The sequence below is a fragment of the Streptomyces sp. MP131-18 genome, assembly GCF_001984575.1.
Classification (GTDB): domain Bacteria; phylum Actinomycetota; class Actinomycetes; order Streptomycetales; family Streptomycetaceae; genus Streptomyces; species Streptomyces johnsoniae.
This window is the reverse complement of the sequence record NZ_LZNS01000001.1, coordinates 6,686,226-6,698,653: the sequence shown is the minus strand read 5'-3', so window position 1 is coordinate 6,698,653 and position 12,428 is coordinate 6,686,226. Positions and strand designations below refer to the sequence as shown.

The following is a 12,428-nucleotide window of genomic DNA, read 5'->3' as shown; positions in this document are numbered from 1 at the left end:
GGCCCCTTCCATGAGTGACAGTGATTGACCCGTGGCGCGTCGAGCGGGGGCGGTGCCGTTCAGATGCCGTTCAGGTGCCGAGGTGCACCACCCGCACGGCTCCCGCGGGAACGGCCAGGGGGCCGGTCACGCGCGCGCCGGTGAGCAGTTCCGTGCCGGGGGCCGGCGGGGTCACCGTGGCCTCGTCGGCGGTGTGGTTGATCGCGAAGAGAAAGTCGCCGCCCGCGCCGGAGCGCCGGACCACTTCGACGTCGCGGGGCAGGTCCTCGCGCGGGGCGAGACCGGCGTCGGCGGTGGCCGCGGCCAGGACGGCACGCAGTCCATCCTGGCCGAGCCGCGCGGACACGTACCAGGCCGTGCCGCCGCCGATGCGGTGACGGGTGACGGCGGGGCCGCCGGCCGCCGGGCCGTCCGCGTAGGTCCAGACCGGCTCGGCGCCCGTGGTCCGCACCGTCTCGGCCCACACGTCCGCGGTCAGCAGGGCGCCGTCAGGACCGGCGAGCCGCACGCTCTCCCCCGCGCGCAGCGGCTGGAACTCCTCGACGACCAGGCCGAGTACGTCGCGCAGCGCGCCCGGGTGCGGGCCCGGGTGGACGGCGTCGTGCGCGTCGACGATGCCGGAGAAGCAGGAGACGACGAGGGTGCCGCCGCGCTCGGTGTAGCGGCGCAGGTTCTCGCCCGCGGCGCGGGTGGCGAGGTAGAGGGCGGGCACGACCAGCAGCGGGTGGTCCGTCGGCCCCTCGGCCTCCGGGTGCACGAAGTCCACGGTCAGGTGGTGGTCGAACAGCGCGGCGTACCAGGACTCGGCGCGTTCCCTGGCGTCCAGGTCGTCGCTCGGGCGCCACTCCAGCTTCTGGGCCCACCAGGATTCCCAGTCCCAGGCGATGGCCGCGTCGGCGACGGTGCGGGTGTCCTTGATCCGCTGCAACGCGCCGATGTCCGCGCCGAGTTCGACGACCTCGCGCCAGATGCGGCTGTCGGTGCCGGCGTGCGGCACCATCGCCGAGTGGAACTTCTCCGCGCCGGCCCTGGAGGCGCGCCACTGGAAGAACATGGCGCCCTCGGAGCCGCGGGCCACGTGCGCCAGGCTGTTGCGCGCCATTTCCCCGGGGCGCTTGGCGATGCCGCGCGGCTGCCAGTTGACGGCGCTGGTGGAGTGTTCGAGGAGGAGCCAGGGGCGGCCCGCGCCGACGGAGCGGGTGAGGTCGGCGGCGAAGGAGAGGTTGATGTGGTTGCGGTCGTCCTCGGCCACCAGGTAGTGGTCGTTGGTGACGATGTCGACCTCGCGGCCCCACTTCCAGTAGTCCATGGTGTCGCACTGGGTGGGCGAGACCATGAAGTTGGTGGTCACGGGGATGCCGGGGGACAGCTCGTGCAGGATGTCGCGCTCGGCGCGGAAGTTCTCCAGGGCGCTGTCGGAGGCGAAGCGGGCGAAGTCCAGGCGCTGGGCGGGGTTGGCGGTGGTGGGCGTGAGCCGGGGCGGCCGGACGTCCTCCCACTCGCCGTACGCCTGGCCCCAGAAGGCGGTGCCCCAGGCCGCGTTCAGCGCCTCCACGGTGCCGTACCGTTCGGCGAGCCAGCGCCGGAAGTGCGCGGCCGAGGTGTCGCAGTAGCACTCCAGGACCGGGACGCCGTACTCGTTGTGCACGTGCCACAGTTCGAGTGCGGGGTGGCTGCCGTAGCGTTCGCCGAGCGCGCGGGTGATCCGGGTGGCGGCCTCGCGGTAGGCGGGCGAGCTGTGGCAGATCGCGCCGCGTGAGCCGAACTCCCAGCGCACGCCCTCGCGGCTGACGGGCAGCGCCTCGGGGTGCGCGCGGTAGAACCAGGCCGGGGGCACCACGGTGGGGGTCGCCAGGTCGACGCGGATGCCGCCCTCGTGCAGCAGGTCGACGAGGCGGTCCAGCCAGCCGAACTCGTAGTGTCCCTCGCGCGGTTCGAGCAAGGCCCAGGAGAAGATCCCGACGCTGACGAGGGTCACCCCGGCCTCACGCATCAGCGCGACATCCTGCGGCCAGACCTCCTGCGGCCACTGCTCCGGGTTGTAGTCCCCGCCGAACGCGAGTCGTTCCATGTGCATTTTTCTCCGCGCCTTTCTGTGAACGTGCACAGGCAACATAACCGCACAGCAACAACCATTGACAAGTATCGGCACTGTTTCTCTACTGTGAACGCTCCCAGACACCGGCCCGTCATCCGCCCGGAGGAACCATGCACCGACACCGCGTCGCCGCACTCTCCTGCTCCGCCGTCCTCACCGCCGCCGCGCTGACCGCCTGCGGCGGCTCGGACGACTCCGGCTCCGGCCCTGTCGACCTCACCTACTGGGCCTGGGCGGACATGGAGCAGGTCGTCGACATGTGGAACGAGGCCAACCCGGATATCCAGGTGACCGTCAAGGAGCAGGCCGCCGGTGACGACCTCGTCACCAGGACGATCACCGCCGCCCAGGCCGGCCAGGGCCCCGACCTGGTGCAGGCCGAGTACCAGGCGCTGCCCACCCTCGTCAGCAACGACGTGCTCGCCGACATCTCCGGACAGGTCGCCGACGTGGAAGACCAGTTCGCGCCCGGCCTGTGGCAGCAGGTCACGCTCGGCACCGACGCGGTCTACGCCCTGCCGCAGGACTCCGGGCCGATGATGTTCTTCTACCGGCACGACCTCTTCGAGGAGTACGGCCTGACCGTCCCCACCACCTGGGACGAGTTCGCCGAGACCGCGCGCACCGTCCGCGACGTCGCCCCCGACACCTACCTCACCACCTTCTCCGCCAACGACGCCGGCCAGTTCGCCGGACTCGCCCAGCAGGCCGGCGCCCAGTGGTGGACCACCGAGGGCGAGACCTGGCAGGTCGCCATCGACGACGAGGCCACCCGCCGCGTCGCCGAGTTCTGGGGCGGCCTGGTCGCCGAGGACGCCATCCTCAACGAGCCCATGTACACGCCCGCGTGGAACCAGGCGATCAACTCCGGTGAGCAGATCGCCTGGGTCAGCGCCGTCTGGGCGCCCGGCTCCCTCACCACCGCGGCCCCCGACACCGCGGGGAACTGGGCCATGGCGCCGCTGCCGCAGTGGGAAGCGGGCGAGAACGCCACCGGCAGCTGGGGCGGCTCCACCACCGCCGTCACACGCGACTCCGAACACGCCGAGGCCGCCGCCGAGTTCGCCACCTGGCTGAACACCGACCCCGAGGCGCTGGCCGGGCTGGTCCGCGAAGGCGGCATCTACCCCGCCGCCACCGCCGCGCAGACCGGCGAGGCCCTGGCCGAGCCGCCCGCCTTCTTCCCCAACCAGCCGGACTTCTACGCGCAGGCCGCCGAGATAGCCGCCGGCACCGCGCCCGCCGCCTGGGGCCCCAACGTCAACGTCGCCTACTCGACCTTCAACGACGCCTTCGGCGAGGCCGCACAGAGCCGCGGCGACTTCCCCGCCGCCCTCACCGCCATGCAGCGCTCCGTCGTCGAGGACCTGGAATCCCACGGCTTCCAGGTGAGCGAGTGACCCGCCGCCGGCGGCCCGGGGCGCGGCGGCGCGCCCCGTGGGCCTTCCTCGCCCCGGCCATCGTCCTGTTCCTGCTGTTCTTCGCCCTGCCCATCGGCTACGCCATCCACCTGAGTCTGCGCACGATCGAGGTGCAGGGCCTCGGCCTCGGCAGCGGCGCCCGCAGCGAGGTCTGGGCCGGGCTGTCCAACTACGCCGACGCGCTGTCCGATCCCGAACTGCTCGACGGCGCCCTGCGCGTCGGCGTGTACGGGCTCATCGTGGTGCCCGTCATGCTCGGGCTCGCGCTGCTGTTCGCGCTGATCCTCGACGCCGACCGGGTCCGCGGACGCCGCTTCGGCCGCCTGGTGATCTTCCTGCCCTACGCCGTGCCAGGCGTGATCGCCGCCCTGCTGTGGGGCTTCCTCTACCTGCCGTCCGTCAGCCCGCTGCACCACACCCTCGACGCGCTCGGCCTGCCGGAGCCCGACCTGCTCGGCGGCGGCGCGCTGTACGCGGCCCTCGCCAACATCGCGGTCTGGGGCGGCACCGGCTTCAACATGATCGTCATCTACACCGCCCTGCGCGCCATTCCGGCCGACGTCCACGAGGCCGCCCGCCTCGACGGCTGCTCCCAGCTCCAGATCGCGCTGCGCATCAAGGTCCCCATGGTGACGCCCGCGCTCGTGCTCACCTTCTTCTTCTCGATCATCGCCACCCTCCAGGTCTTCAGCGAGCCCACCACGCTCCGCCCCCTGACCAACGGCATCTCCACCACCTGGAGCCCGCTGATGAAGGTCTACCGCGACGCGTTCGACACCGGCGACGTCCACTCCGCCGCCGCGACCGCCGTCGTCATCGCCGTCGTCACCCTCGCCCTGTCGTTCGGCTTCCTGCGCGCGGCCGGCGCCCGCACCCGCCAGGAGGAAGCCCGATGACCGCCCAGGCCCTGCGCCCGGGGCGCGCGGCCCCGCGCCGCGTCGCGCTGCTGCCCACCGCCGCGCTGCTGCTCGGCGCCCTGTACTGCCTGGTGCCCGTGGCCTGGGTGCTGGTCGCCTCGACGAAGGCGGGCGACGAGCTGTTCTCCACCTTCACCTTCGCCCCCGGCACCGGGCTGCTGGACAACATCGCCGACCTGTCCGCCTACCGCGACGGCGTGTACTGGCGGTGGATGGCCAACTCCGTGCTCTACGCGGGCGTCGGCGCCGTCCTGTCCTGCGCGGTGTCCGCCCTGGGCGGGTACGCCCTGGCCGTGTACCGGTTCCGCGGCCGGGAAGCCGTCTTCGGAGTACTGCTGGCCGGGGTGCTGATGCCCCCGGTGATCCTGGCCGTGCCCCAGTACCTGCTGCTCGCCGAGGCCGACCTCGCCGGCAGCAGGCTGTCCGTGCTGCTGCCCGTGCTGCTGTCCCCCTACGGCATCTACCTCGCCCGCATCTACGCGACGGCCGCGGTGCCGTCCGACGTGCTGGAGGCGGCCCGCATGGACGGCGCGGGCGAGTGGCGGACCTTCCGGACCATCGCCCTGCCGATGATGCTGCCGGGTCTGGTCACGATCTTCCTGTTCCAGTTCGTCGCCATCTGGAACAACTTCCTGCTGCCGTTCATCATGCTCAGCGACGACGAGAAGTTCCCGATGACGCTGGGCCTCTACACGCTGCTGAACCAGGGGTCCAACAGCCCCTCCCTCTACACCCTGGTGATCACCGGCTCGCTGCTCGCCGTGCTGCCGCTGATCGCCCTGTTCCTGTTCATCCAGCGGTTCTGGAGCCTCGACCTGCTCACCGGCGCCGTAAAGTCGTGAGCGTGAGCCCGAACAACGCGACGCGGCGCCGACGGCCGACGATCCACGACGTGGCGCGGGAGGCAGGCGTCTCCCGCGGCACCGTCTCCCGTGTCCTCAACGGGGGGCACTACGTCAGCCCCGCCGCAGCCGAGGCCGTGAACGCCGCCATCCGCAGGACCGGCTACGTGGTCAACCGGCATGCGCGCAGCCTGATCACCGGACGGTCCGGGTCCGCGGCGTTCCTGCTGACCGAGCCGCAGGAGAAGTTCTTCGAGGACCCCAACTTCAACGTGCTGCTGCGCGGCTGCACCCAGGCCCTCGCCACGCACGACATCCCCCTGCTGCTGATGATCGCCGGCACCCGCGAGGAGCAGCGCCGCATCACGCGGTACATCTCCGCCGGCCACGTGGACGGCGTGCTGCTCGTCTCCAGCCACACCGGCGACCCGGTGGCCGAGGCGCTGGTGCACGCCGGGATACCCGTGGTCATGTGCGGCCAGCCGATGGGGCACAGCACGCGGCTCGCGCACGTCGCGGCCGACGACCGCGACGGTGCCAGGCAGATGGTGCGCCACCTGCTGGCCGCCGGCCGCCGCAGGATCGGCACGGTCACCGGGCCGCTGGACACCCCGGGCGGCGTGGAGCGGCTCGCGGGCTACCGCGAGGTGCTCGCGGACGCCGGGCTGCCGGCCGACGACAGCCTCGTCGAGGCCGGGGACTACAGCCGCGACGGCGGCGCCGCGGCCGCGTCGGCCCTGCTGACGCGCCGCCCGGACCTGGACGCGCTGTTCGTCGCCTCGGACCTGATGGCGCAGGGCGCGCTGGCCGTGCTCGAACGCGCCGGGCGCCGCGTTCCCGCCGACGTGGCCGTCGGGGGCTTCGACGACTCCACCGCGGCGGTCGGGTCCCGGCCCGCGCTGACCACGATCCGGCAGCCCTGGGACCGCATCAGCGCCGAGATGGTGCGCGTCCTGCTGTCGCAGATCGGCGGCGAGGACAGCTCGGCCGTCATCCTCCCCACCGAGCTGATCAGACGCGAATCGGCCTGAACGCACCGGTCCCGCGGCCACCGCGCTCGCCCCGCCGCTCCTGCTCGCGGCCACTCCGGCCCACGCCGCCGGAACGCCGATCGAGCCCGCCGACGTCCCGGGCGAGCTGCCCTGCTGCGACGAGTCGCCGACGACGCCCGGATCAGGTGAGCAGCTCCGCCAGCCGCTCCGTGAGATGCACGAGCCACGCCTGTTCACCGTGCAGCCGGCCCCAGTGGGCCGACTGCACGGTGCGCAACTGGGTCCAGCGCCTGGCCCGTTCGCGGTCGACGCCCGCGGCGTCGGCGAAGATGTCGATGCGGCGCAGCACCGGGGTCCTCAGGTCGTCGGCGCCGATGACGTCGAGCAGACTGCGGCGCACCAGGGTGAACGCCTCGTACGCGGGGTCACCCGCGTAGCCCTTGGGGTCGATGGCGAGCCACGGCTCGCGCTCCGCACGCAGCACGTTGCCGTGGTGCAGGTCGCCGTGCACGAGGGTGTCGGGCTGGTCGCCGCACAGCTCGGCCACGGTTGCCAGCGCCGCGTCCGTGACGCGGCGCGGCAGCGGGCGGCCCAGCGTCTCGTCGTTCTTGCGCAGCTCCTCCGCCCACTCCCCCGCCCGCTCCGCGAGCCGCGGCAGCCCGGGCGGTGCGGGCACCGCCAGACGGCGCAGCACCCGCCCGCCGATGGCGACCGCCTCCTCCGCGTCGGTCACGTCGGCCAGCGTGCCGGGCCCGGCGCGCTCCAGCAGCATGGCGAACGAGGCGTCGTCGCGCGCGTACAGCTCCACCGCGCCGTGCCCCTGCCACACCGCGAACGCGTCGGGCTCGTGCACGTTGCCCGGGTGGGTGAAGGAGATCTTCAGCACGGCCGGGGTCCCGTCGGCCCGCCGCACGGGCACGACGAGGCCGACCTTCCCGTGGGTGACCCGCCCTTCGGGCACGCAGTCCCAGCGCGCGAGCAGGTCGTCGGCCAGCGCGGGCAGCCCCGCGAGCCAGACCTCACCCCGCTCGCCCTCGCGATCCGCGGTGAGGCGGATGAAGTTTCCGGGAATCTCGACCATGTTCGCACCCTAGCCGCTGTTCATGTGGACGTCGTCCGCGCGACGTCCGCAGCGGGCGGGCAGCTCATTCGCGCTTTCTAGGGTCCCCGATGCTTGTCCGTTCACCGAACCAGGGAGAACACCGTGCGCAAGGCCAGGATGACTTTCGCCGCAGCCGCGGCCGTCGCCGCCGTCGCCCTCGCGACGCCGGCGCTCGCCGCCCCGCAGCAGGACGGGCCGGGCGGGCTGCCCACCACCATCCACGGTGGGACGTGGCCGACCAGCCACGTGCAGGGCGTCACCGTCGACCGCGAACGCGGTTTCGTTTATTGGTCGTTCACCCAGATGCTGGTGAAGACCGATCTGGAGGGCAACGTCGTCGGCACCGTCGAGGGGCTCACCGGGCACCTCGGCGACATCGACCTGAACGCGGCGGACGGCCGGGTCTACGGATCGCTTGAGTACAAGGCGGAGGAGGCGTTCTACATAGCCGTCTTCGACGTCGACGCCGTCGACCGGGTCGGCATGAACGCGGAGACCGACGGCGTGATGACGGCCGTTCACCTCGACGAGGTGGTCGAGGACTTCACCGCCGACATGGACGGCGACGGCGTCTTCGACGGCGACACCGCCGACACCGCCGACCACCGGTACGGGTGCAGCGGCATCGACGGCGTCTCCTTCGGCCCGTCCTTCGGACGGCAGCACGGACCGCAGCGGCTGATGGTGGCCTACGGGGTCTACTCGAACACGGAAAGGACCGACAACGACCACCAGGTCATCCTGGAGTACGACGTGCGCACCTGGCACAGGTACGAGCGCCCGCTCTCGCAGAGCGACCCGCACCGCAGCGGGCCGCGCCGCCCGGCCGGGAAGTTCTTCGCGTACACCGGCAACACGACGTACGGCGTGCAGAATCTGGAGTACGACGAGCACACGGGGAACTGGCTGATGGCCGTCTACGACGGCGTGAAGCCGCAGTTCCCCAACTACTCGTTCTTCATCGTCGACGGCTCGGCGCGCCCGCGGTTCGGCGAGATCGCCGGGCAGCCCGAGCGGGAGTACGGCCGGCTGCTCAGCCTGGTGGACGGCGGCCTCCACGACCCGGCCACCGGCATCCGCGGCTGGGACTTCCACGGCAACTACGGGCTGGCCGCGCTCGGCGACGGCTACTACTACGCGGCCGAGGGCGGCCCGGTGCCCGGCGGGCAGGAGGGCGAGGCGCACCTGTACCGCTGGACCGGCGCCACCCCGACCCCGTTCGAGCGCGTCACCCGCTGAGGTCCTGCCGCCCGGGCGCGCGGCGCCCGGGCGGCACCCGGCGCGGGGAGCCGCGGTCAGCCGGGCAGCCGCTCCCTGAGCTCGCGGAGCCCGGACCTGACCTCCCCGGAGGCGTCCAGCAGCTCCACGGCGGCGCCGAGGGCCGCGAACACGGCGGTGTACTGCGTGACCAGCTCGGCGGACTCCGCGCTGAGCCGGACGGCGCACGCGTCAGGCCCGAGCGGCTCGATCTCGCCCGGCACGTGCACGAACAGCCGGGACCGCACCGCGTCGGCCCCCAGCGCGATCCGGAGCCGGGCGGTGTGACGGTACGTGGCGGCGGCGAACGACCGGGTGAGGTAGGCGGCCGGGCCGGACGCGGGCAGCTCGCGCGGCTCGAACCGGCGGTGCGCGGGCAGCGGGTCCGCGATCCGGTCGGCACGGAAGGTGCGCCACCCTTCCCGGCCGGGGTCGTAGGCGATCAGGTACCACCGCCCCTGAACGGTGACCAGGTGGTGCGGCTCGACGCGCCGCGCGCTGCCCGCACCGGCACGGCCGCGGTAGTCGAACGCCAGCACCTCGCGGTCGCGGCAGCACGCGGCGAGCACGCCGAGCACCATGGGGTCGACGCACGGGGCGCCGCGCGCGGGGACGGCGACGGCCACCCCGCCGAGGGCCGCCAGCCGGGGCCGCAGGCGGGCCGGCAGGACGCGTTCCAGTTTGGCCAGCGCCCGCACCGAGCTCTCCTCCGCCCCGGCGACGCCGCCGCCCGCCACCGTGATCAGCCCGAGCGCGACCGCCAGCGCCTCTTCGTCGTCCAGCGGCAGCGGCGGCAGGCTCCGGCCGGAGGCGAGTCGGTAGCCGCCGGCGGTGCCGGTCGTGCTCTCCACCGCGTAGTCGAGCGCGCGCAGCCGGTCGATGTCCCGGCGCACCGTGCGGTCGCTGACGCCGAGCCGCTCGGCCAGCTCGGCGCCCGCCCATGCGCGCCGGCTCTGGAGGAGGGACAGCAGGCGCAGCAGCCGCCCCGGCACGGCGTGACGTGCTGATTCCGATTCCTCGCTCACACGTGCCAGATTGCCATTCCTTGCGGACAGGTTCTGTCCACAAGGGCTCCTAGCGTGAGCCGCATGAACGACATCACGCATCAGCTCGACGCCCGCGTGCGCGGACCGGTGTACCGGCCGGGCGCCGACCGCTACGACGCGGAGCGGACCGGATTCCAGCTCCTCGACCCGCACCGCCCCTCGGCGATCGTGGCCGCGGACGGTGCCGAGGACGTGCGGGCCGCCGTCGCGTTCGCCGCCGGGCACCGGATGCCGCTGGCGGTGCAGTCCCGCGGGCACGGCCGCGCGGCACCCGCCGGGGGCGTGCTGATCAGCACGCGCCGCATGTCCGGCGTACGGGTGGACCCGCTCGCCCGCACCGCGTGGGTCGAGGCGGGCGCGTCCTGGGGGCAGGTGATCGAGGCGGCGGCGCCGTACGGCCTGGCGCCCCTGTCGGGCAGCTTCCCCGGGGTGGGCGCCGTCCCCTACACGCTGGGCGGCGGCGTGGGGCTGCTGGCCCGGCGGTACGGCTTCGCCGCCGACCACGTGCACCGCCTCGACGTGGTCACCGCCGACGCGCGGCTCCGCCGGGTCACGGCGGACTCCGACCCCGACCTGTTCTGGGCGCTGCGCGGCGGTGGCGGCAGCTTCGGCGTGGTCACCGGCATGGAGATCGGCCTGGTCCCGGCCGCGCGGTTCTACGGCGGCAGCCTGTGCTTCGACGTCGGGGAGGCCCCCGACGTGCTGGACGCCTGGCACCGCTGGACCGCCGACGTGCCCGAGGAGATGACCTCGGCGGTGACGACCCTGCCGTACCCGGACGTCCCGGAGCTGCCCGCGGCACTGCGCGGGCGCCAGGTGGCCCATATCCAGATCGCCTGCCTCACCACGCAGGAGGAGGGCAGCCGCCTGGTCGAGCCGCTGCGCTCGATCGGTCCCGTCCTGCTCGACACGCTGCGCGAACTCCCCTACGCCGACTCGGGCACGGTGTTCGACGAGCCCGACCAGCCGCACGCCTACCGTTCACGGAACGTCCTGGTGCGCGACCTTGCCCCGGAAGCCCTGGCCCACCTGACGAAGGCGGCGGCCGGACCACCGGCGCCGGTGATGGCCGTGGTGGGGCTGCGGCACCTGGGCGGCGCCCTCGCCCGCGCCCCGCGGGTCGCCGGCGCGGTCGGCCACCGGGAGGCCGCGTACCTGGTGACGATCCTGTCCCCGGTGGGCCCCGGCGAGGGCGAGGTGGTGCGCGCGACGCACCGCGAGGCCCTCTCGCCGTTCGCCGGGGACGTCCTCGGGATCTCCCTCAACTTCGCCTTCGGCCCGCTGGGCGAGGAGGAGATCCGCTCCGCGTTCGCCCCCGCCGCCTACGAACGGCTCACCGAACTCAGGGCCGCATACGACCCGCACGGTCTGCTACACGTCAACCACGCGATCCCGGCCGCCCGTTGAGGACCGCATGGGCCCGGCGTCACCCGCCGACGCCCTGCCGCCCGGGCGCGCGGCGCCCGGGCGGCACCGGACGGGCCCGGACCGGCGGGGCCGCCGGGGCCGGCTGCGGCAGCGCGCGGACCGCGAGGGCCAGGGTGTCGTCCGGGTGCAGGATCACGGTGTGCATGTCGCCCGCGATGGCGGACGGCACGTCCCCGATCGGGATACGGGCGTGCCGGGTCGCGGCGCGGATCAGCCGCGCCTCGCCCTCCAGCGGGTCCTTGCGGCTCTCGGTGAGGCCGTCGGTGTAGAGCACCAGCAGATCGCCGGGGGCGAGGGCGGTGCGCAGCACCGCGTCGCTGCCGGCCATGGGGAAGCCGATGCCGCGGCCCTTCACCTCCAGGTAGCGGTGGCCGCCGTCGGCGCCGATCAGCAGGGCCGGCGGGTGGCTGCCGTTGGCCAGGAGCAGTTCGCCGGTGGCCGGGCTCAGCCGGGCCAGCTGGACGGTGGCCATCAGCTCGCGGTCGAACGGCAGCAGGATCTCGTCGGTGCGGGCGATGATCGAGTCGAGCCGGTGCCCCTCCAGCGCGAGGGTGCGCACGGCGTGCGTGACGTTGAGCGCGCTGCGGGTGCTGGTGACGCCGTGGCCGAGCGCGTCCACGACCGTGATGTGCACGGAGCCGTCCGGCAGCCGGAACCAGTCGTAGAGGTCGCCGCCGGTCGGGGCGTCGGTGCCGGCCGGGGCGTAGTGGACGGCCAGTTCGAGGCCGTCGACGTCGATGGGCGGCGGGCGCAGCGCGTCCTCCAGCTCCCTGAGCGTCTTGCCGTGCGCGCGGCGCAGCCGCTCGTCGCGCTCCTCCAGCTGCACGTAGAGGGCCAGGACGCCGCTGTTGGTCTCGGCCAGCTCGTCCTTCAGGCGGCGGTGGTCCACGGCGAGCGCCTCGGCCCTGGCCATGGCGTAGCGCAGCTCCTCCTCCCTGGCCGCGCCCTCCGCCGCGGCGTCGCAGTCCGCGGGCGCGTCCGCGGCGGGGCCGTCCCCGTCCGGCAGCGGCAGCTGCCAGACGGCGGAGCCGTCGGCGGACACCTCGGCGGACAGCGGCAGTTCCGCGAAGGGCGGCAGGGTGCCGCCCGGCAGCGCGTGGCAGGCGACGGTGAGCACGCCGGGGCGCCCGCGCGGCTCGCGGCGCACGGTGGTGTCCAGGCCGATGGGCCGGCCGGCGGCGAACTCGGCCTCGGCCACGGCCGTCACGGAGACCACGAGACGGGCCCGCAGGTCGACGGGCAGGCGGTGGGCGCGGGCCAGCAGGCGTACGGCGCTGAGCAGGTCTGCCGCGGTGGTGAAGCGGCGGCTTTCTTTCGTCGTCATG

General features: G+C 73.7%; 10 protein-coding genes. 6 read left to right on the top strand and 4 right to left on the bottom strand.

Features of this window, described 5'->3' with window-relative positions; genetic code table 11:
* Positions 1 to 70: 70 nt before the first annotated feature.
* Positions 71 to 2,071: a beta-galactosidase gene (locus STBA_RS29875; RefSeq protein WP_077062162.1), complete on the bottom strand. Its 2,001-nt coding sequence runs from the start codon at positions 2,069 to 2,071 to the stop codon at positions 71 to 73.
* A 137-nt stretch (positions 2,072 to 2,208) separates the two neighbouring features.
* Between STBA_RS29875 and STBA_RS29870 the strand changes: the two genes are divergently transcribed.
* From STBA_RS29870 to STBA_RS29855, 4 genes are read left to right on the top strand one after another with little or no spacing between them, the layout of a single operon-like run.
* Positions 2,209 to 3,498, top strand: coding sequence for an extracellular solute-binding protein (locus tag STBA_RS29870; RefSeq protein ID WP_077062161.1), 1,290 nt, complete (start codon positions 2,209 to 2,211; stop codon positions 3,496 to 3,498).
* On the top strand, positions 3,495 to 4,415 hold the full coding sequence (locus STBA_RS29865) for a sugar ABC transporter permease (protein WP_077062160.1): 921 nt from the start codon (positions 3,495 to 3,497) through the stop codon (positions 4,413 to 4,415). Before STBA_RS29870 ends, STBA_RS29865 begins: the two co-directional genes overlap by 4 nt.
* Positions 4,412 to 5,278, top strand: coding sequence for a carbohydrate ABC transporter permease (locus STBA_RS29860; protein WP_077062159.1), 867 nt, complete (start codon positions 4,412 to 4,414; stop codon positions 5,276 to 5,278). The genes STBA_RS29865 and STBA_RS29860 overlap by 4 nt, the downstream gene beginning before the upstream one ends.
* A 2-nt stretch (positions 5,279 to 5,280) precedes the next feature.
* A complete protein-coding gene (locus STBA_RS29855; protein ID WP_077063707.1) occupies positions 5,281 to 6,309 on the top strand; it encodes a LacI family DNA-binding transcriptional regulator in 1,029 nt (342 codons plus the stop codon).
* Between the two features lie 142 nt (positions 6,310 to 6,451).
* Here the strand turns inward: STBA_RS29855 and STBA_RS29850 are convergent, their stop codons facing one another.
* Positions 6,452 to 7,351 (bottom strand): aminoglycoside phosphotransferase family protein, encoded by a 900-nt coding sequence (locus tag STBA_RS29850; RefSeq protein ID WP_077062158.1) that lies wholly within the window; start codon positions 7,349 to 7,351, stop codon positions 6,452 to 6,454.
* Between the two features lie 138 nt (positions 7,352 to 7,489).
* Between STBA_RS29850 and STBA_RS29845 the strand changes: the two genes are divergently transcribed.
* Positions 7,490 to 8,611, top strand: coding sequence for a hypothetical protein (locus STBA_RS29845; protein ID WP_077063706.1), 1,122 nt, complete (start codon positions 7,490 to 7,492; stop codon positions 8,609 to 8,611).
* A 56-nt stretch (positions 8,612 to 8,667) separates the two neighbouring features.
* On the opposite strand, the gene STBA_RS29840 is transcribed toward STBA_RS29845, so the two are convergent.
* Entirely contained in the window at positions 8,668 to 9,654 is a 987-nt protein-coding gene (locus STBA_RS29840) for a YafY family protein (protein WP_077062157.1), read from the bottom strand.
* 63 nt (positions 9,655 to 9,717) lie between these two features.
* Here STBA_RS29840 and STBA_RS29835 point away from each other — a divergent pair, with 63 nt between their 5' ends.
* Positions 9,718 to 11,082: an FAD-binding oxidoreductase gene (locus tag STBA_RS29835; RefSeq protein ID WP_077062156.1), complete on the top strand. Its 1,365-nt coding sequence runs from the start codon at positions 9,718 to 9,720 to the stop codon at positions 11,080 to 11,082.
* A 19-nt stretch (positions 11,083 to 11,101) separates the two neighbouring features.
* On the opposite strand, the gene STBA_RS29830 is transcribed toward STBA_RS29835, so the two are convergent.
* A complete protein-coding gene (locus tag STBA_RS29830) occupies positions 11,102 to 12,427 on the bottom strand; it encodes a PP2C family protein-serine/threonine phosphatase (protein ID WP_077062155.1) in 1,326 nt (441 codons plus the stop codon).
* Position 12,428 lies beyond the last annotated feature (1 nt).

Coding starts and splice junctions, on each gene's coding strand:
- STBA_RS29875 (WP_077062162.1), bottom strand. CDS start 2,071: ATGGAACGACTCGCGTTCGGCGGGGACTACAACCCGGAGCAGTGGCCG.
- STBA_RS29835 (WP_077062156.1), top strand. CDS start 9,718: ATGAACGACATCACGCATCAGCTCGACGCCCGCGTGCGCGGACCGGTG.
- STBA_RS29860 (WP_077062159.1), top strand. CDS start 4,412: ATGACCGCCCAGGCCCTGCGCCCGGGGCGCGCGGCCCCGCGCCGCGTC.
- STBA_RS29830 (WP_077062155.1), bottom strand. CDS start 12,427: ATGACGACGAAAGAAAGCCGCCGCTTCACCACCGCGGCAGACCTGCTC.
- STBA_RS29845 (WP_077063706.1), top strand. CDS start 7,490: ATGACTTTCGCCGCAGCCGCGGCCGTCGCCGCCGTCGCCCTCGCGACG.
- STBA_RS29850 (WP_077062158.1), bottom strand. CDS start 7,351: ATGGTCGAGATTCCCGGAAACTTCATCCGCCTCACCGCGGATCGCGAG.
- STBA_RS29870 (WP_077062161.1), top strand. CDS start 2,209: ATGCACCGACACCGCGTCGCCGCACTCTCCTGCTCCGCCGTCCTCACC.